Here is a 19220-nt window from a genome sequence, read left to right as displayed (position 1 = left end):
GCACTCCGTTTCGTGTCTGGCGTGTCTGGCGTGTCTGGCGTGGCTGGCGTGTCTGGCGTGTCTGGCGTGTCTGGCGTGTCTGGCGTGGCTGGCGTGGCTGGCGTGGCTGGCGTGGCTGGCGTGGCTGGCGCGACCGGCTACGCTGCGCAGCCGGCCGGCTCGATGGTCGTGACGAGCGTCCCGCCGCCGACTGCCGTGCCAGCGCCGGCGGCTGCGCCCGCGCCGCGCCCCGTCTACGCCGCCGCGCGCGCGAACGCCGCGAACATCGGTTATGGCGCCCAGCGCGCCGCCGACCCGGGTGCCGTCGCGACCGTCGTCGCCGGTACGACCGCCCCCGCATCGAATCCCGCGCGCACGGCAGCGGCTCGCTTCCCTGCGGGCGCGCCGGCCCCGCGCGCGCCGGCGGCTTCCGCCAACCCTGCCCAGCCAGCCAACCCGCCCCAGGCGGCCACCGCCCCCCAACCGGCGACGCCGCCCGGCCAGCAGGACCCCGACACGATCCGGCGCACGGCCCTCGCGTTCCTGCAGCAGCAGGTCGCGGGCCTGCCGGGCAAGACCACCGCGACCGTCGCGGCCGCGTTTCCGCGCGGGCTCGCCGCGTGCACGACGCTCGAGCCGTTCCTGCCGACCGGCGCGCGCCTGTGGGGCCGCACGACGGTCGGCGTGCGCTGCGCCGGCGAGCGGCCGTGGACCGTCTATCTGCAGGCGAAAGTCGCCGTGCAGGCCACCTATTACGTCGCCGCGCGGCAGATCGCGCCTGGCGAGCCGCTCACCGCGGCCGACCTCGTCGCGCGCGACGGCGACCTGACGGTGCTGCCGCTCGCGGTGATCACCGATCCCGCGCAGGCGGTCGGCGCGACCGCGCTGGCCCGGATCTCGGCCGGGCTGCCGCTGCGCCAGGACATGCTGAAGAGCGCCGCGTCGGTGTCGGCCGGGCAGACGGTGCGGGTCGTCGCGGCCGGGCCCGGCTTCACGATCTCGGCCGAGGGCAGCGCGCTCGCGAATGCGGCGCCGGGCCAGTCGGTGCGGGTCAGGATGGCGGCAGGCCAGATCGTCACGGCGATCGTCAAGGACGCCGGGACCGTGGAAATTCCGCTGTAGGGACGGATCCCGCCGCAAGATTGCAAAGAACTGTTTATTCGGAGAATTTCGGGCTCACGATGCTAAAGTTCGGGCCGACCCGGCCGTTATCTGGGTCATACCGTCCAGGAAACCCATCGTGAAGATCGATTCCACTCCGAACCCGAGCCCACTCGCGTCGACCGGCAACGGCGCGACCCGCGCGCAATCCGGCGCGGCATCGTCGTCGTCCGCGCAGGCGGCCGACGCAGGATCGACCGGCGGCGACACGACCGTGAACCTGTCGGGTCTGTCCGGCCAGCTGCGTTCGCTGTCGGCTTCCGGCAGCGCCGACATCGACACGGCCCTCGTCCAGTCGATCAAGGACGCGCTGAACAACGGCACGTTGACGATCGATGTGAACAAGATCGCCGACGGCGTATTGAATACCGCCCGCGACCTGCTGCAACAGCAGCGCTCGCAAGGCAACTGAGCCGGCCCGGGGCCCGTCACGCCCTGACCGGTCCCCTGGTTTGCCGGCATGCGGACACGCGTGCCGGCGCGACGAGCATGACGCGATGAGAGAAGAGCTGCTGGCCACGGTCAACGACGAACACGCGACGGTCGAAGCGTTCGCGTCCCTGCTCGCTTACGAGGAAAAGGCGCTGACGACGCCGGAGCCGCTTGAAATGCTGCCCGGCATCGTCGAGAAGAAAAGCGCGCTGATCGACCGGCTCGCGCAGCTCGAGCGCACGCGCGACACGCAGTTGTCCGCGCTCGGCTTTCCGGCCGGCAAGAAAGGGATGGACCAGGCCGCCGAGCGCGATGCACGCCTCGCCGGCCGCTGGCAGTTGCTGCTGCAGGCCGCCGAACGCGCGCGCCAGGCCAATGCGACCAACGGGATGCTGATCCGGATCCGGATGGACTACAACGAGCGCGCGCTCGCGGTGCTGCGCTCGGCGCCCGCGCCGGCCGGCGTCTACGGGCCCGACGGGCGCGTGTCGGCGTTGATTCGCTGATTCGCTGATTCGCTGATCGCTGATCGCTGATCGCTGATCGCTGATCGCTGATCGCTGATCGCTGATCGCTGATCGCTGATCGCTGATTCGCTGATCGCTGATACGCCGATACGCCGATACGCCGATACGCCGATACGCCGATACGCCGATACGCCGCTTGCACCGATGATCCGATCACGCCGGCGCACCGACGCGCCGGCTGCGCACCGCGCGGCCCTGCCGCGGCCGCGCGCCCCTTTCCCGTCTTACAGCAGCGGACACGCGGTGACCTGCGTGCCGCGTTCCACGCAAAGCCGTTCGTAGTCGCGCAGGTACGTACGCTCGTCGTCGTCCAGCAGTTCGACATCGATCAGGTCCCAGTCGTAGCCGACCGTCACGATGTTCTCGAACGCCACGGTGTCCGACGCTTCGTCGTCCGCGCGCACGATCACGATGTTCTCGATCCGCACGCCGCCCTTGCCCGGCACGTAGATGCCCGGCTCGACCGAAATCACCGCGTTCGGCACCAGCCCGTACTTCGCGCCCGGCGCGAACCGCACGCCGCCCTCGTGCACGTGGATCCCGACGCCGTGCCCGGTGCCGTGGCCGAAATCGTAGCCGTGGTCGCGGCACACCTGGCGCACCGTCGCATCGACGTCGCCGCCGGTCGCCGTCTTCGGGAAGCGCGTGACGAGCCCCTTGATGCAGGCCTTCAGCGCGACCGTGTAGATCTCGCGCTGCCACGGCTGCGCGACCGTCTCCGGCCGCGTGCGGCGCAGCACGACGCGCGTGCAGTCCGTCGCGAAGCCGGCGTCGTAATACGCGCCGCTGTCGAGCAGCACGAGTTCGCCTTCCGTCAGCTCGACGTCGGCGCTCGCCGTCGTGTAGTGCGCGAACGCGCTGTTCGCGCCGTTCGCCGCGATCGACGGGAACGTCAGCGCGACCGCCGAGCGGGCGCCGTACGCGTCGTTGATCGTGCGGGCCAGGTCGTATTCGGTATGGCGCTGCCCCGCCTCGCCGGCCTTCGCCCAGCGCATCGTCTCGGCGATCGCCGCCGAGCTGCGCGCGAACGCGTCGCGGAAGCGGTCGAGCACCGCCGGCGTCTTGCCGGCCCGCAGCGCTTCGACCGGGTTGAAATCGGCGTGCCGCGCGTGCGGCCACACGCGGCGCACCGACTCGACGAGCGCGCAGTTGACCGATTCGAAGCCGTAGCACACGTGGTCGACCGCGAACTGCGCGAGGAAACGCTCGAGTTCGGCGAAGTCGCGCCGGATCACGTGCAGCGCCGGATACGACGCCAGCTCGACCGGACACCGGTCGCAGCCTTCCGGCAGGAACAGCGCGACCTGCTCGCCGACCGCGAACAGGAAGCCCAGGTGCGACGACGCATTCGGGATGTGATAGCCGCGGCTGTTCAGCAGGTACGCGAGGTCGTCCGACGCGCACGTGAAGAATGCGGTCTTGCCGGGGGTCGCGCCGGTGTGCGCGGCGAGCCGCCGGTTCAGTGCGTCGAGGTTCTGCGCGACGCTCGCGCCGGTGATCGCGTCCGGCAGTTCGAAGATCGGACGCTCGACCACCCAGCCCGGCAGCGCGATCGCGCGGTCGATTTCGCGCTCGACGAGGCTCGTCCAGTCGAGCGACGCCGCCTGCGTCTGCTCGACCAGCCGGTCGCGCTGCGCGACGCTGATCCGCAGCGCGTCGTAGCCGACCCGCGCGAGCCGGCTCGCGTGCGCGACCAGCCAGTCGGCCAGCGCCTGCCAGATCGTCACGTTCATCCCGAGCTTCTCGACGCGCACGCGGGCCGGATCGCACTGCTGTTCGGCCTGCAGGTGATAGCGGCCGTCGACGAACAGCACGAACGGCGGCACGCCGAGCGCCTGCGCGGTCGCCGCGCTCAGGAAGATCCCGCAGCCGGCCGAGCCGTCGAAGCCCGACAGCGCGTAGCGCGGGTTGTTGCGGCGCGGCAGGTATTCGGTGATGTACTCGTCCTGCGACGTGACCACGACCGCGTCGAGCCGGGCGGCGTCGAGCAGGCGCGACAGGCCGGCCTGCGTGTCGGCGACGGACGCGTCATACGCGGGAAGGCCGGAGAAGCTGTATTTCAGTCGATCGATCATCGGATACCCGTTATTGATTGTTGTCGGCGGCCGGCAGCGTCACGCGGCATGGCGCATGCCGGGCGCGACATACCACCCGTGAGCGGACGACGCGCGGCCCGGCGGGCGGCCGGGCCGTGGCGCCGTTCCAGCGGCAGGCACTCGGGGAAATTTTCGTCTCACTTAACTTTGTTTGATGCGTGCGACAGAATCTAGAGCACGCTGAAATTGAGGTCAAGCTAAAATTTTCGTAGGGCTAAAATTCCCGGCAAGGCGCGCGACGGCGGCCCGCCCCTGCCCTGCGCGGCGCCGTCCGGGCGCCACCGCGCGCGGTACAATGCGCCGGCATCGTCGTCCCGACGGCCGGGCTTCGTGCGATTCGCGGAAAACGACATCCCGGCGACAGCACCGCCCCTCCGCTCGCCTTCCGACTCGTTGCCACGAAAGAGATTCATGGATTCAGACATCATGCGTATCGGCCAGCGCATTCGCCGCCTGCGCCGGGAAGCGAAGAAGACGCTGCTGGAAGTCGCGACCGAAGCGAACCTGTCGGTCGGGTTCCTGTCGCAGGTCGAGCGCCATCTCACCGGCATCTCGCTCTCTTCGCTCGTCAACGTCGCGAAGGCGCTGAACGTGCCGCTCGGCACGCTGATCGACCAGCCGCGCCAGGCGCGGCCCGACTCGCGCGCGGGCCGCCGCGAACCGTACGCGGTCGACGCCGCGTCGCAGTGGTACGAGCGGCTGTCCACCACCTTCGACGGCAGCCAGATCAATGCGCTCAAGGTCCGGATGATGGAGGGCTACCGTTCGGAATGGGTCGCGCACGGCGGCGACGAGTTCGTGTACGTGCTGGCCGGCCGGCTCTGCTACACGATCGGCAAGAAGGATTACCCGCTGTCGCCCGGCGATTCGCTGCACTTCGATGCGCGGAAGCGCCATCGCGTCGCGAACGTCGGCGACGGGCCCGCCGAACTGATCGCGGTCGGCACGCTGCCGCTCTTCGACGACGACCGCGCCGAGTTGGGATCCGCGGCGATGAAAATCAGGCTGCTCGCGCGCGATGCCGGCGCGACGCCGGGCGAGCCGCGCGTGAGCCGCCGCGAACCGGCACCGACACGCGAGCGAGCGGACGACGCGGACGCCGCGCAGCCCGCCGACAAGCCAGCCCGCACCGCGGCCAAGACGGCTGCCGGGAAGTCCCGCGCGGCCACCGGCAACCGTCCGGCTGCCGCCACGCCGGCCCGCCGCACCGCCGCCCGCACGAAAAAATAACGGTTGGCGGCCCGGCGGCGCATCGCTCGGCACGGTCCGCACGATTCGCGGGATCGATTCGCGGCCCGGTTGGCGGCCCGGCTCCCGGCCCAGTTCCTAGCCCAGTTCCCAACCCGGTTCCCAGCCCGGTTCGCAACCCAGTTCCCAACCCAGTTCCCAACCCGGTTCCCAACCCGGTTCCCAACCCGGTTCCCAGCCCGGTTCGCAGCCCGGTTCGCAACCCAGTTCCCAACCCGGTTCGCAGCCCGATTCCCAACCCCGACTCCCCCGACTATTCCGCGATCGCCAGCGCCTGCTTCACGGCCTCGACCCGCGCGCGATGCACGGCGTCCTTGATCTGCATCGCATCGTTGCCGACCCCGCGCGCGATCGCGCCCGCGTCGACGCTGCGCGCCGCCACCAGCGCCACGCGCAGCCGCTCGGCCTGCGGATACGGCTGCGTGTCGAGCCCGAGCCGGCCGCGGGCGTCCGATTCGCACGCCTGCAGCATCTCGGCGAAGCGCGCCGGCTTGCGCAGCGCGTCGCTGCGCTCGAAGAACCGCACCAGCGCGGCCGCCCCCATCTCCATCACGCGATGCAGGTTGCCATGCTCGCGCGCGACCACCAGCGCGAGATCGCGGCAATCGTTCGGCACGCGCAGCCGCTCGCACAACGGCTTGATGAGGTCGACGCTGCGGCCTTCGTGGCCGACATGGCGCGGCAGCACGTCGGCGGGCGTCGTCGCCTTGCCCAGGTCGTGCGTGAGCGCCGCGAAGCGCACCGGCAGCGAATAGCCCTGCTTCGCCGCATAGTCGACGACCATCATCACGTGCACGCCCGTGTCGACTTCCGGGTGGTAGTCCGCGCGCTGCGGCACACCCCACAGCGCGTCGACCTCGGGCAGGATGCGCGCGAGCGCGCCGCAATCGCGCAGCACCGCGAACATCCGCGACGGCTTCGCCTCCATCAGCCCGCGCGCGATCTCCTGCCACACGCGCTCGGGCACCAGCGCGTCCGCCTCGCCCGCGTCGACCATGCGCCGCATCAGCGCGAGCGTGTCGTCCGCGACCGTGAAATCCGCGAAGCGCGCGGCAAAGCGCGCGATCCGCAGGATCCGCACCGGATCCTCGACGAACGCGTCGCCCACATGCCGGAACACACGTGCCCGCAGGTCGGCCTGCCCGTCGAACGGATCGATCACCGGGCCGACCAGCGCGCCCTCCGGGCTCACTTCACGCGCCATCGCGTTGATCGTCAGGTCGCGCCGCGCGAGGTCCTCGTCGAGCGTCACGTCCGGCGCGTAGTAGAACTGGAAGCCGTGATAGCCGGCCGCCGTCTTGCGCTCGGTGCGCGCGAGCGCGTATTCCTCCTGCGTGTCCGGATGCAGGAACACGGGGAAATCCTTGCCGACCGGCCGGAAGCCCTGCGCGGCCATCTGCTCGGGCGTCGCGCCCACCACCACGTAGTCGCGGTCCTGCACCGGCACGCCGAGCAATGCGTCGCGAATCGCTCCGCCTACTGCGTAGATGTTCATGGATTCGGTTCGTATTCGGCAATCACGTTGGTTTCGCGGCGCGCGGCATCGATCCAGCGCTGCACCGCCGGCAGCGCCGTCACGCGCGCGGCATACCCGGCCGCTTCCGGCGACAGCGCCGGCGCATACGTGTTGAAGCGCATGACGACGGGCGCATACATCGCATCGGCGATCCCGAATTCGCCGAACAGGAACGGACCGCCCGAGGCCTCGATGCACGCGCTCCACAGCGCGTCGATGCGCGCGACGTCGGCGAGCACATCGGGCGTCGCGCCGCGCCCCGGCATCGATGCGCACACGTTCATCCCCATCTGCGTGCGCAGCGCGGCAAATCCCGAGTGCATCTCCGCCGAGATGCAGCGCGCATGCGCACGATCGAGCGGATCGGCCGGCCACATCGGGAACTGCGGATAACGCTCGGCGAGCGTCTCGGCGATCGCGAGCGAATCCCAGATCGCGACGCCGTGGTCGTCGATCAGGCACGGCACCTTGCCGTTCGGCGAATATTCGCGGATGCGCGCGGCCGTGTCGTCGCGGCGCAGCTCGATCGCGATCTCGTCGAACGGGATCCCGAAATGCGCGAGCAGCAGCCACGGCCGCATCGACCACGACGAGTAATTCTTGTCTCCAATGACGAGTTTCATGGCGGTGTTCCGAAAAGCGAGAAAGTGAATGACGGAAGCGGCGGCCCGCGACGCCTAGCGGCGGCGCGAGCGGAACCAGTCGAAGCGGGAGCGCCGCGCGGCGTGGCCGAGATACGCGGGCGCGATGCTCTCGAGACTCGCGGGCGAGATCCCGAGTTCCGGCGCGAGCGGCCCGGACAGCACGTTCGGCACCGACATCGACGCGAGATTGTCGCGCGTGATCACCGGCTCGCCGGGCAGGCATTCGAACACGCCCGCCTGCAGCCGCGCGAGCGCGTCGGGCAGGCGCACGATGCGTGCCTGCCGGCCGACCAGCGTGCCGCAATAGCGCACCAGCTGCTCGAGCGTGTAGACGGTCGGGCCGCCCAGCTCGTAGGTCTTGCCGTGCGCGGCCGCGAGATCGAGCGTGTTGACGAACGCGCGCACCACGTCGCCGACGAACACCGGCTGGAAGCGCGCGTCCGGCATCGCGAGCGGCAGCACGGGCAGCGTGCGCTGCAGGTTCGCGAACGTGTTCAGGAACGCATCGCCCGGGCCGAACACGACCGACGGGCGGAAGATCGTCAGCGCGAGCGAATCGGTCGCCGCGACCACGTGCAGCGCGGCCTCGCCGTCGCCCTTCGAGCGCTGGTACATGCTCGGGCCGTGCGAATCGGCGCCGAGCGCGCTCATGTGCAGCACGCGCCGCACGCCGACCTCCACGCACGCGGCGGCCAGCGCGGCCGGCAGCGCGACGTGCGCGCGCTCGAACCCGGGCCCGTACGGCGTGCCGCGGCCGCCGTGCAGCACGCCGACGAGATTGACGGCCGCATGCGCGCCGGCGACGAACCGGGCCAGCGTGCGCGTATCGAGCGCGTCGAGCTCGACGATTTCGACCGGCAGCATCTGCAGGTGGCGCGCATGCTCGCGCCGCCGCGTGCCGATCCGCACCTGCTTGCCGGCGTCGATCAGCGCATTGACGAGCCGGCTGCCGATAAAGCCGGTGCCGCCCAATAGCGCGACGGTCTGGCGATCCATGGTTCGGGTCCTCAAAAGAACACTGCCGCGTCTCGCGCGGCAGTGTGAAGATTGCGGATCAGGGCGAGATCATGCCTAGACGTTTCTTCAACGACTGCGGTTTGCCCTCGAAGAGCGCCGCGTAGTAGACGGTATTCGACAGCACGTTCTTCACGTACTCGCGCGTCTCGTTGAACGGAATCGTCTCTGCGAAGATCGCGCCTTCGACCGGCTGCGTCAACACCTGGCGCCACTGGCGCGGCCGGCCCGGGCCCGCGTTGTAACCGGCGGTCGCCAGCACCGGCGAGCTGTCGAAGTTGTTGTAGATGTCCGCCAGGTACCAGGTGCCGAGCTGGATGTTGGTATTGATGTCGTGCATCTGCGCACGCGTGATCGTGCCCATCCCGAGCTTCTTCGCGACGAGCTGCGCGGTGGCCGGCATCAGCTGCATCAGGCCGCCCGCGCCGACCGACGAACGCGCGTTCGTGATGAAGCGCGACTCCTGGCGGATCAGCCCGTACGCCCATTCGATGTCGAGGCCCGACGACTGCGCGTAGCGCTCGACGATGTCGCGGTACGGCGACGGGTAGCGCAGCGTGAAGTCGTGCTCGGCCTTCGTGCGGTCGGCCGTGTTGACCGCGCGGTCGAGCAGGTCGATGCGCTTGCCGTATTCGGCGGCCGCGAGCAGCTGGCGATCGGTCATCCCGCGCAGCGGCCAGTTCCATTCGCGGTTGCCTTCGAGACGCAGGTTCAGCCCGTAGAAGCGCTGCGCGAGCGCGAAGCCCGGGATCTTGCTCATCGCGTCGATGTCCGCGTCGCTCACCTTGGTGCGCGGCGGGATCGACGTGCGCTGGCCGAGCTCTTCGCCGGCGAGCTGCCCGTAGAAGTTGAACTGGCCCGCGACCTGCTCGAATTCCTGGTTCGCCTGCAGCGTGTCGCCGCTCTGCTTGAGCGCGCGCGCATGCCAGTAGATCCATGCCGGATCGTCGCGCAGCGACGGCGGCATCTGCTCGATCGACCAGCGCACCATCGGCCAGTTGCCGGCGAGCAGCGCGGCGCGCGTGCGCCATTCGTAGCCCGAATTCGACAGCGGCGCGTTCGCGGATTTCGCATACCAGACCGACGCGAGCGGCGAACGCTTGATCGCACCCTGGTAGCCGATCGCGCCCCACGCGATCGCCTGTTCCTGCTTCGTCAGCGAGCCGGCGACCGACGTCAGCATCCCCGCCGCCGCGTCCGGATCGTTGCGCGCCATGCGGCCGAGCGCGATCAGCGCGAGCTGGTGCGATGCCGCGTCGGCGCCGACGCCGCGCGCGAGGTACAGCGGCGGCGCGCTGGTCGCCTGGTCGAAGCCGACCGGGCGCGGGCCGAGCGCGTCGACGATCTTGCCGCCGAGCGTCGTGTAGTTCTGCTCGTACGCGAGACGCGCCTGCTGCCACACGTCGTCGCTCGTCAACTGCTGGTTGACCGTCAGCGCCGTAATCAGGTCGACACAGGCGTCGCCGTAGTATTTCGGCTCGACGAGCAGCGCGCGCGCCGCATCGGCGACGTTCTCGCCGCGTGCCGCGCGCGATTCGAGCGCGTAGCACTTGACCTGCGTGTCGTCGTCGAGCACGAAGCGCTTGTACTGGTCGTCGAAGGTGCGCCAGTCGTGGCGCGCGCCGAGCACGAGCAGGTAGTCGTTGCGCATGCGGTCGGCGATCGCCTGGCCATCGTAGCGCTGCAGGAACGACTGCACGGGTGCGTCGGGTGCATCGACACGCGCGCGGCCGGTCGAATCGAACAGCTGCGGCTTGATCTGGAAATACTCGACGTAGGACGGGACCGGATAGTTCGGGATCATCGACGCGAGCTGCGCGGCCTTCGCGGCGTCGTTGCGGCGCGCGGCTTCGCGCAGCTGCACGAAGATCTGGTCGTCCCCGGCGAGCGTGTCGTCGTTCGGGGCGGCGCACGCGGCGGTGCCCGCGACGAGCGCGACGGCCGAAAGCGTGAGCGCGACCGCGCGATATACTCGGAAAAGGCTGTTCGACATCGTTTTGAATGGAGCACGAAGTGAGCGAAAGCATAGCATGCAACCCTGTGCCGAACCCGAAGGTTGCACTGCGCAAAACGCTGTCCGGCGCGCGTCGCGACGCCGCGTCGCAGCCCGCCGCGAACGCCGCGCTCGACGCGCGGCTGCGCCTGTTGCTCGAACGGCTCGCACCGCGCACGGTCGGCTTCTACTGGCCGCTGCCGGGCGAATTCGACGCACGCGACGCGGTGCTCGCGTGGTCCGCGGCCGGCCCGGGCCGCTGCGCCGCGCTGCCGGTGATCGGCAAGCGCCACACGCCGCTCGCGTTCCATGCGTGGGATGCGCACACGCCGATGCGCGACGGGCATCACCGGATTCCGGAACCGGCGTCGGGGGTCGTGGTCGTGCCCGACCTGTTGCTGATTCCGTGCGTGGGATTCGATCTGCAGCGCTACCGGCTCGGCTATGGCGGCGGCTATTACGACCGCACGCTCGCGGTGTGGCCGGGCGACACGCTGCCGGTGACGGTCGGCATCGCGTATGAAGCGTGCCGCGTGGAGGCCCTGCCGGCCGAAGCGCACGATCTCGCGATGCGCTGGGTCGTGACCGACGGCGCGCTTTACCCGGCCGCCGGATGACGGGGCGCGCGACGCAGCGCCGGCGGCATGCCGCGCGTCACCGCGTCGATCGTCCCGTTCGCAATCGTTTACAGCGACGCCGCCGCGCGGGCGGCCGTGTCGTAGAGGCCCGATGCGTGGCGCAACAGCTGCGCCGCGTCGCCGATCTGCGCGTTGGTGAGGCCGCTGTCCTTCAGCGTCTCGATCAGGCAATGCTCGCGCACCTCCCGATACTTCAGGCACAGCTCGCGGCCCGCGTCGGTCGCGAAGAAAAACACCTCCTTGCCGCTCTTCTCGCTCTTCACATAGCCGCGCGCGATCAGTTTTTTCAGCGCATAGGTCGCGACGTGCGTATCCTCGATATTGAGCACGAAGCAGATGTCGGCGAGCTTCTTCTTGCGTTCGCGATGGCTGACGTGATGCAGCAGCGACACCTCGACCGCCGTCATGTCCTTCGCGCCCGCGGCCGACATGCAGCGCACCATCCAGCGGTTGAACGCGTTGCCGGCCATGATGAGCCCGTATTCGAGTTCCGACAGCTCCGCGCTCGAATCGGAAACGAGGTGTTCGGATGACACGATCTTGGTCGGAGGACGCTTCATGGAAAGGCGGCGCAAGCAGGATGTCAGGGTGTGCCGAGTGTACGACAGAAGCCCCGGCACGCGAGCTAGGCAAAAACGCTTATTGGTAAGTTATCGATATCTTATTGACAATGTGCGCTAACATTGCCGTCCGAACCGTGCCAGTCCGATGACGCAACCCCGCATTTATCCGCTCGGCGATGCCGCCCTCGTCTGCGAGGTGCCGCCGCCCGCCACGCTCGATTGCCAGCGCCGCGTCTGGGCCGTCGCCGAGGTCGCGCGCGCGTGGCCCGACGTGATCGACGTCGTGCCGGGCATGAACAACCTGACGATCGTGTTCGACGCGCTCGCCGCGACCGCCGAGTCGCTCACGCCGGCGCTGCGCGACGCGTGGGAAACCGCCGACGTCGAGCACGCGGACGGTCGGGAAATCGACATCCCGGTCGAATACGGCGGTGCCGCCGGCCCCGACCTGGCCACCGTCGCCGCGCACACCGGGCTGTCGGCCGACGAGGTCGTCGCGCGCCACGCGGCCGGCGCCTACGTCGTGTTCTTCGTCGGCTTCCAGCCGGGCTTCGCGTATCTCGGCGGCCTCGATGCGTCGCTGCACACGCCGCGCCGCGCGGCGCCGCGACTGGAAGTGCCGGCCGGCTCGGTCGGCATCGGCGGTGCGCAGACGGGCATCTATCCGGCCACGTCGCCCGGCGGCTGGCAACTGATCGGCCGCACGTCGCACGTGCTGTTCGACCCGGCGCGGCCACAGCCCACGCTGCTGCTGCCCGGCGACCGCGTGCGCTTCACCATTGCCGGAGTCGACGCGACATGAGCCAGAACACCGCACCGGGCACGATCGAGGTCGTCCGCGCCGGCCCGCTGTCGACCGTGCAGGATCTCGGCCGCCGCGGCACGCGCCATCTCGGCGTCGCGCAGGGCGGCGCGCTCGACGGTCTCGCGCTCGAAGTCGGCAACCGGCTGGTCGGCAATCGCCCCGACGCGGCGGCCGTCGAAATCACGATCGGCCCGGCCGCGTTCCGCTTCACGCGTGCGACGCGCATCGCGATCACCGGCACCGAATTCGGCGCGACGCTCGACGGCAGGCCCGTATATTCATGGTGGAGCCTGCCGGTCGAGGCCGGGCAGACCCTCGTGCTGCCGGCCGCGAAACGCGGCATGCGCGGCTACCTGTGCATCGCGGGCGGCATCGACGTGCTGCCGATGCTCGGCTCGCGCAGCACCGATCTCGCGTCGCGCTTCGGCGGCCTCGGCGGCCGCGCGCTGCGCGACGGCGATCGGCTCCCGGTCGGCGTGCCGCCGGCCGGCGCCGGCTGCCTCGCGGCCGATGCGCCCGAATTCGGCGTGAAGGCGCCCGCGTGGTGCGCGTTCGTGCGCGTCGACGAACCGCCGCGCCGCCACCGGCCCGCGCATGCGCCGTGGGCGATGCCCGTGCGGGTCCTGCCGGGCCCCGACTACGCGTCGTTCGCGGCCGATTCGCAGCAGGCGTTCTGGGACGAGGAATGGCTCGTCACCGCGAACAGCAACCGGATGGGCTATCGTCTCGCCGGCGCCGAACTGATGCGCGAGCGGCCGGCCGAGCTGCTGTCGCACGCGGTGCTGCCGGGCACGATCCAGGTGCCGCCGAACGGCCAGCCGATCGTGCTGATGCACGACGCGCAGACCACCGGCGGCTATCCTAAGATCGGCACGGTGATCCGCGCGGATCTCTGGAAACTCGCACAGGCGCGGCTCAACCTGCCGATCCGCTTCGTGCGCACGACACCCGACGCCGCGCGCGCCGCCCTGACCGCGGAACGTGCCTATCTGCGTCAGATCGACGTCGCGATCGAGATGCGCGAGGAAACGCGCCGCCGCGCGCAATCGCGCGCGGCGTGACAATGGCGGAAGCAGGACGAAGGACGCGCCACGTCATCAGTGGACGAGGAACATCATGGAAATCGATCTGAATGCCGATCTCGGCGAAGGATGCGGATCGGACGAGGCGCTGCTCGACCTCGTCACGTCGGCGAACATCGCGTGCGGCTGGCATGCAGGCGGCGCCAACGCGATGCGCGACTGCGTGCGCTGGGCCGTGCAGAAAGGCGTGTCGATCGGCGCGCACCCGAGCTTTCACGATCCGGAGAATTTCGGCCGCAAGGAAATGCAGCTGCCGGCCGGCGACATCTACGCGGGCGTGCTGTACCAGCTCGGCGCGCTGTCGGCGATCGCGCAGGCCGAAGGCGGCCGCATCGCGCACGTGAAGCCGCACGGCGCGCTGTACAACCAGGCCGCGCGCGACCCGCTGATCGCCGACGCGGTGGTGTCCGCGATCCACGACTTCGATCCGTCGCTGGCGGTGTTCGGGCTCGCGAACAGCGTGTTCGTCGCGGCCGCGCGCCACGCGGGGCTCGCCGCGGTGGAGGAAGTGTTCGCCGATCGCGGCTACCGCGCCGACGGCTCGCTCGTGCCGCGCAGCCAGCCCGGCGCGTTGATCGACGATGAGGATGCGGTGCTCGCGCGCACGCTCGACATGGTGCGCGAGCGGCAGGTGCAGGCGGTGAGCGGAGAGTGGGTGCCGCTCAACGCGCAGACCGTCTGCCTGCACGGCGACGGCCCGCACGCGCTCGCGTTCGCGAAGCGGATCCGCGCGGCGCTCGAAGCGGCAGGTGTCGACGTCGTCGCCCCCGGCGCGCTGCAGGCCGACGAAGGCGCGTAACGACGACGGACGGCGCGCAAGCCCCGCTGCCGCCCGGCGAAACTCGCCGCACCAAAGAAAAAAGCGCCCTCGTGGCGCTTTTCTGTTGGCGCAATCGCCGCGGACTTCGCCGTCTGTCGATTCGCCCCCCGAAACCGTCTGTCGACGGGAACCGGAAACATGCTCCGGATTAAAAAACGTCCGCCGCCGCCCGATGACTGCTTCCCCCGGTCGAACGACGGAACGTCGCTTATGCCGCAAGTCTGCCGCATGCATTTGTTGTGCCGACGATGTTTGGCCCCGCCGTGCATGCAGACACTCCGCGGCCGGCACGACCATCGCGTGCCGGCTGCGCTAACCCCGCGCTTTGTTTTCTGCTACCCCGTAGAACTTTTCTATTCTTTTCATTTTTTAAACTTGTGGGGTGAAGAATAGAGATTGGCAGATCCGGATGTCAATCGTTTTAAACGCTATTTCCTGAGGATTCAAGGGTTTTCCTTATCGAATCGCACGGCCGCGCAGGCGCTTCACACGGCGTGCGGGTCGTCGATCAAACAGGGGAGGATCGGCGCACGGCGCCCGGCGCGATCAGTTCGCGTCGACCTGATACCCTTGCTGGCGCAACAATTCGAGCACGCCGCGCGGGCCGCCCAGATGCAGCGCGCCGATGGCGACGAATACCGGCCGGTTCGGCGCGGCGATTGCCGTCATCCGTGCAACGAAGCGCCGGTTGCGCTCGTACAGGATCTTGTTGTCGATCGATGCCGACAGCGCCTTCGAACGAGCCAGCCGCTCGCTCTTCGCGACCGCCCACGCCGAGATCGCATCGGCGTCGCCAATTCGCCACAGCCGGTGCAGCGCCTTGATGTCGTCGGCGTTTTGCGCCGGGGTCTGCACCATGTCCTGCGCGAGCATCTCGCGCTGCTCCGCGAGCGTCAGCCCGGTGAACGCGCGCATCTGCTCGGCGAGCGTCTCGAGCCCGATCACGCGGCCGCCCTTCTTCTTCAGGAATACGTTCTGCAACTGCGCCTCGGTGCCGAACTCGGTCTGCAGGCCGGCCGACAGCGAGTCGTAGGTCTCGACGACCAGCGCCGCGAGCCACGGCCGCATCCGGCGGATCTCCGCGAGCGCGGCCGGATTGCCGCGCAGGCGCGCCGCGAGGCGTTGCCACAGCGGCTCGGGCAGCAGGCGCTGCAGGCACGGGTAGCGACACACGCCGTACTTCGACACGTCGTCCTGCGATTCGAGCAGATCGTCCGGCGACAGCTCGAGCGCGAGCGTCGGCGACGCGGCGAGCGCCGCGAGGATGCGCGGCCGGAACGGCTGGGCGGGCGGATAGTCGGACGGGTCGCCCGTATGCAGCGTGCCGAGTACGTACAGCGTGACCTTGCCCCGGGTGGCGACATAGAACGGCATGCGCGCGGGCTGCACCCGCACCGTGCCGCGCGCGACCGTGCCGTTCGACACGGACGGCGCGTGGAAGCCCGGCAGGTTCATGCCGGGCGGCGGAACCTGCGACGGATGGATCGGCGAACTCGCCGGCGCACGCCCTTCGGCATGCGCGGCGTCGGCCGGGACCAGCACGCTGGCGGCCACGCACGCGCCGGCCAGCGCCGCGCCCGTGACCGTGCGCACGCTCCAGCGCCGTGCGTTGCGGCACGCGCGCATCACGCGCGCGCTGCCGGCCCCCGAACGGCGCACGCCAGGCGCGCGCGCCGCCAAACCATCAGGCATTCACCTCCCCTACCTCCTCGGCGCGATGGCAGGCCACGCGGCGTCCGTCGACGTCGCGCAGTTGCGGTTCCTCGACGCGGCAGCGCTCGACCGCGTACGGGCAGCGCTGGTGAAACGCGCAGCCCGACGGTGGATTGAGCGGCGACGGCAGCTCGCCCTGCAGCTTGATCTGCACGCGGCGGTCTTCCTCGAAGATCGCCGGCGTCGCCGACATCAGCGCGCGCGTGTACGGATGGCGCGGCCGTGCGTAGATCGTCGCCTTGTCGCCGAGCTCGGCGACGCTGCCGAAGTACATCACCATCACGTCGTCGGCGACGTGCTCGACCACCGACAGGTTGTGCGAGATGAACACGTAGCTCGTCTTGAACTGCTCCTGCAGATCCATGAACAGGTTCAGGATCTGCGCCTGGATCGACACGTCGAGCGCGGACACCGGCTCGTCGGCGACGACGATGCGCGGATCGAGGATCATCGCGCGCGCGATCGCGACCCGCTGGCGCTGGCCGCCCGAGAACATGTGCGGATAACGCTTCGCGTGCTCGGGCCGCAGGCCGACCGTGCGCATGATCTGCGCGATGCGCTGCGCGCGTTCGGCGGCCGTCAGGTTCGCGTTGATCTCGAGCGGCTCGGAGAGCGTCTGCTCGACGGTCTTGCGCGGGTTCAGCGAGGCGAACGGGTTCTGGAACACCATCTGCACGCGGCGGCGCAGGTCGGCGACCGTCTCGCGGCTCGCGCCGGCCACGTCCTTGCCGTCGATCGTCAGGTGGCCCGAGGTGGGCGTCTCGATCATCGTGAGCTGGCGCGCGAGCGTCGATTTCCCGCAGCCCGACTCGCCGACGACGGCGAGCGTCTTGCCGCGCCTGAGCGTGAACGACACGCCGTTCAGCGCCTTCACCGTGCCCTGGCCGAACATCCCGCGCTTGACCGTGTAGTGCTTCGCGAGCTGGTCGGCGACCAGCACCGCGTCCTCGTCGTGCGGCGTGGCACGCGTTTCGTGGACTGCATTCATCGTGCGCCTCCCGTCAGGTCGAGGTTGGAAACATTGAGCGGCTTGATGCAGCGCGCACGCATCGCATCGTTGGCCGGCACCAGCGTATCGAGCGCCGGACGCGCCTTGCGGCAATCGTCGACGACGTACTTGCAGCGCGGCGCGAACAGGCACCCGGACGGGCGATCATCGCGGCCGGGCACCATGCCCGGCAATGCGGCAAGGCGACGCGCCCCCTGATTGTGCTCGGGAATCGCCGCGAGCAGCGCTTCGGTGTACGGATGATGCGGCGCACGGAAGATGTCCGGCACGCGATTGGTCTCGATGACCTCGCCCGCATACATCACCGCGACGCGCTGCGCGACCTCCGACACCACGGCCAGGTCGTGCGAGATCAGCACGAGCGCCATCCCGCGCTCCTTCTGCAGCTTCACGAGCAGATCCATGATCTGCGCCTGGATCGTCACGTCGAGCGCGGTGGTCGGCTCGTCGGCGATCAGCAGCTTCGGGTTGCACGCGACCGCCATCGCGATCATCACGCGCTGGTTCATCCCGCCCGACATCTGGTGCGGGAACGCCGTGATGCGGTTCTTCGCGTCGGGAATCCCGACCTGGTCGAGCAGTTCGAGCGCGCGCCGGTGCAGCGCGTCGCCGCGCAGGCCTTCGTGCAGCTTCAGCACCTCCTTGATCTGGTAGCCGACCGTGTAGCTCGGGTTCAGGCTCGTCAGCGCGTCCTGGAACACCATCGCGATGTCCTTGCCGACGATCTTGCGGCGCGCCTTCGGCGACGCCTTCAGCAGGTCCACGCCGTTGAACGTGACCTCGTCGGCCGTCACCTTGCCGGGCGCGTCGATCAGGCCCATCAGCGCCATCATCGTCACGCTCTTGCCCGAGCCCGATTCGCCGACGACGCCCACCACCTCGCCCGGCGCGATCGACAGGTTGATCCGGTCGACCGCGGGCAGGCCGTTGAAGTTCACCGCGAGATTGCGGATGGTCAGAAGATTTTGGTTCATGTCGTCCTCCGCCGGGCCGCCCCAAGGAGGACGACCGCCCCCTCGGGGGGCAGCGAATAAAATGAGCGTGGGGGTTGTTTCATCTCACGCCATCCGCTTCAGTTTGGGATCGAGCGCGTCGCGCAGCCCGTCGCCGAGCAGGTTGATCGCGAGCACCGAAATCAGGATCGACAGGCCGGGCATCGTCACGATCCACCATGCGTTGTCGATGTAGTCGCGCGCGGAGGCCAGCATCGCGCCCCACTCGGCGGTCGGCGGTTGCACGCCGAGGCCGAGGAAGCCGAGCGCGGCCGCGTCGAGGATGGCCGACGAGAAGCCGAGCGTCGCCTGCACGATCAGCGGCGCCGTGCAGTTCGGCAGCACCTGCGAGAACATCAGGCGCAGCGTGCCGGCACCGGCCACGCGCGACGCCGTCACGTACTCCTTCTGCAGTTCGCCGAGCGCGGATGCGCGCGTGAGACGCACGTAGGCCGGCAGCGCGACGATCGCGATCGCGAACATCGTGTTGGTGAGGCCCGGGCCGATGATCGCGACGACCGCGACCGCGAGCAGCAGCGACGGCAGCGCGAGCAGCACGTCCATGATGCGCATCACGGGCGTGTCGGCCCACTTCTGGAAGAACGCGGCGACCAGCCCGAGCACGATGCCGGGGATCAGCGCGAGCACGACCGACACGAAGCCGATCCAGAACGACATGCGCGCGCCGAACATCAGGCGCGAAAGGATGTCGCGGCCCGCTTCGTCGGTGCCGAGGATGAACTGCCAGTTGCCGCCGGCGAGCCACGCGGGCGGGATCTTCACGTAGTCGCGGTACTGCTCGACCGGGCTGTGCGGCGCGATCAGCGGCGCCAGGAGCGCGACCAGGATCAGCACCAGCACGACGATGCCGGCGCCGACGGCGCCGCGGTTGCGCGAGAAGTTGGCCCAGAACTCGCGCAGCGCGAGCGCGCGGCCGCCGGCCGGCGCGGATTCGGTCGGCAGGGTGTTTTGCAGATTGCTCATGGAA

Annotated in this window: 18 protein-coding genes; 8 read left to right on the top strand and 10 right to left on the bottom strand. The window is 69.6% G+C overall.

Annotated elements, in window-relative coordinates:
• From flgA to U5771_RS23040, 3 genes are all read left to right on the top strand, one after another.
• The coding region (flgA, locus tag U5771_RS23050; protein ID WP_322026089.1) for a flagellar basal body P-ring formation chaperone FlgA at positions 1-1101 on the top strand (1101 nt) is incomplete at its 5' end.
• Between the two features lie 118 nt (positions 1102-1219).
• Positions 1220-1552 (top strand): flagellar biosynthesis anti-sigma factor FlgM, encoded by a 333-nt coding sequence (gene flgM, locus U5771_RS23045; RefSeq protein ID WP_059448495.1) that lies wholly within the window; start codon positions 1220-1222, stop codon positions 1550-1552.
• 85 nt (positions 1553-1637) lie between these two features.
• Positions 1638-2078 carry a flagellar protein FlgN gene (locus U5771_RS23040; RefSeq protein WP_322026088.1) on the top strand — a complete coding sequence of 147 codons (441 nt, stop codon included), beginning with the start codon at positions 1638-1640 and terminating at the stop codon, positions 2076-2078.
• Between the two features lie 245 nt (positions 2079-2323).
• Here the strand turns inward: U5771_RS23040 and U5771_RS23035 are convergent, their stop codons facing one another.
• Positions 2324-4174 carry a M24 family metallopeptidase gene (locus U5771_RS23035; RefSeq protein WP_322026087.1) on the bottom strand — a complete coding sequence of 617 codons (1851 nt, stop codon included), beginning with the start codon at positions 4172-4174 and terminating at the stop codon, positions 2324-2326.
• A 432-nt stretch (positions 4175-4606) separates the two neighbouring features.
• Here U5771_RS23035 and U5771_RS23030 point away from each other — a divergent pair, with 432 nt between their 5' ends.
• Positions 4607-5425 (top strand): XRE family transcriptional regulator, encoded by an 819-nt coding sequence (locus tag U5771_RS23030; RefSeq protein ID WP_322026086.1) that lies wholly within the window; start codon positions 4607-4609, stop codon positions 5423-5425.
• A gap of 271 nt (positions 5426-5696) precedes the next feature.
• Here U5771_RS23030 and U5771_RS23025 read toward each other — a convergent pair whose 3' ends face one another.
• Genes U5771_RS23025 through U5771_RS23010 form a run of 4 tightly spaced genes read right to left on the bottom strand, consistent with a single transcriptional unit; the run spans position 5697 to position 10610 of the window.
• Positions 5697-6938, bottom strand: a complete 1242-nt coding sequence (locus U5771_RS23025; protein WP_322026085.1) for a multifunctional CCA addition/repair protein — start codon at positions 6936-6938, stop codon at positions 5697-5699.
• Positions 6935-7582 (bottom strand): glutathione S-transferase family protein, encoded by a 648-nt coding sequence (locus U5771_RS23020; protein ID WP_322026084.1) that lies wholly within the window; start codon positions 7580-7582, stop codon positions 6935-6937. The genes U5771_RS23025 and U5771_RS23020 overlap by 4 nt, the downstream gene beginning before the upstream one ends.
• Positions 7583-7636: 54 nt before the next feature.
• Complete coding sequence (locus tag U5771_RS23015; RefSeq protein WP_322026083.1) at positions 7637-8599, bottom strand: complex I NDUFA9 subunit family protein; 963 nt, start codon at positions 8597-8599, stop codon at positions 7637-7639.
• Between the two features lie 58 nt (positions 8600-8657).
• Entirely contained in the window at positions 8658-10610 is a 1953-nt protein-coding gene (locus U5771_RS23010) for a lytic transglycosylase domain-containing protein (protein ID WP_322026082.1), read from the bottom strand.
• Positions 10611-10618: 8 nt separating this feature from the next.
• Between U5771_RS23010 and U5771_RS23005 the strand changes: the two genes are divergently transcribed.
• Positions 10619-11227, top strand: coding sequence for a 5-formyltetrahydrofolate cyclo-ligase (locus tag U5771_RS23005; protein ID WP_322026081.1), 609 nt, complete (start codon positions 10619-10621; stop codon positions 11225-11227).
• A 68-nt stretch (positions 11228-11295) separates the two neighbouring features.
• Here U5771_RS23005 and U5771_RS23000 read toward each other — a convergent pair whose 3' ends face one another.
• Positions 11296-11808: a winged helix DNA-binding protein gene (locus U5771_RS23000; RefSeq protein WP_129513184.1), complete on the bottom strand. Its 513-nt coding sequence runs from the start codon at positions 11806-11808 to the stop codon at positions 11296-11298.
• A 148-nt stretch (positions 11809-11956) separates the two neighbouring features.
• Here U5771_RS23000 and pxpB point away from each other — a divergent pair, with 148 nt between their 5' ends.
• The 3 genes from pxpB to pxpA are packed head-to-tail and all read left to right on the top strand — an operon-like array spanning position 11957 to position 14497.
• Positions 11957-12613, top strand: coding sequence for a 5-oxoprolinase subunit PxpB (pxpB, locus tag U5771_RS22995; RefSeq protein ID WP_322026080.1), 657 nt, complete (start codon positions 11957-11959; stop codon positions 12611-12613).
• On the top strand, positions 12610-13677 hold the full coding sequence (locus tag U5771_RS22990; protein WP_322026079.1) for a biotin-dependent carboxyltransferase family protein: 1068 nt from the start codon (positions 12610-12612) through the stop codon (positions 13675-13677). Before pxpB ends, U5771_RS22990 begins: the two co-directional genes overlap by 4 nt.
• 55 nt (positions 13678-13732) lie before the next feature.
• A complete protein-coding gene (gene pxpA / locus U5771_RS22985; protein ID WP_322026078.1) occupies positions 13733-14497 on the top strand; it encodes a 5-oxoprolinase subunit PxpA in 765 nt (254 codons plus the stop codon).
• Positions 14498-15064: 567 nt separating this feature from the next.
• Here the strand turns inward: pxpA and U5771_RS22980 are convergent.
• From U5771_RS22980 to U5771_RS22965, 4 genes are all read right to left on the bottom strand, one after another.
• Entirely contained in the window at positions 15065-16210 is a 1146-nt protein-coding gene (locus tag U5771_RS22980; protein WP_322026077.1) for a TraB/GumN family protein, read from the bottom strand.
• The gene (locus tag U5771_RS22975; RefSeq protein ID WP_322026076.1) at positions 16203-17219 is read right to left on the bottom strand and encodes a peptide ABC transporter ATP-binding protein; all 1017 of its coding nucleotides are present in this window, start codon (positions 17217-17219) and stop codon (positions 16203-16205) included. The genes U5771_RS22980 and U5771_RS22975 overlap by 8 nt, the downstream gene beginning before the upstream one ends.
• A complete protein-coding gene (locus U5771_RS22970) occupies positions 17216-18214 on the bottom strand; it encodes an ABC transporter ATP-binding protein (protein WP_322026075.1) in 999 nt (332 codons plus the stop codon). The genes U5771_RS22975 and U5771_RS22970 overlap by 4 nt, the downstream gene beginning before the upstream one ends.
• Before the next feature lie 84 nt (positions 18215-18298).
• Positions 18299-19216 carry an ABC transporter permease subunit gene (locus U5771_RS22965; RefSeq protein WP_322026074.1) on the bottom strand — a complete coding sequence of 306 codons (918 nt, stop codon included), beginning with the start codon at positions 19214-19216 and terminating at the stop codon, positions 18299-18301.
• Positions 19217-19220 lie beyond the last annotated feature (4 nt).

It is taken from the genome of Burkholderia sp. BCC1977, from assembly GCF_905339595.1.
Lineage (GTDB): Bacteria > Pseudomonadota > Gammaproteobacteria > Burkholderiales > Burkholderiaceae > Burkholderia.
This window is presented reverse-complemented; position numbering and strand designations above follow the sequence as displayed.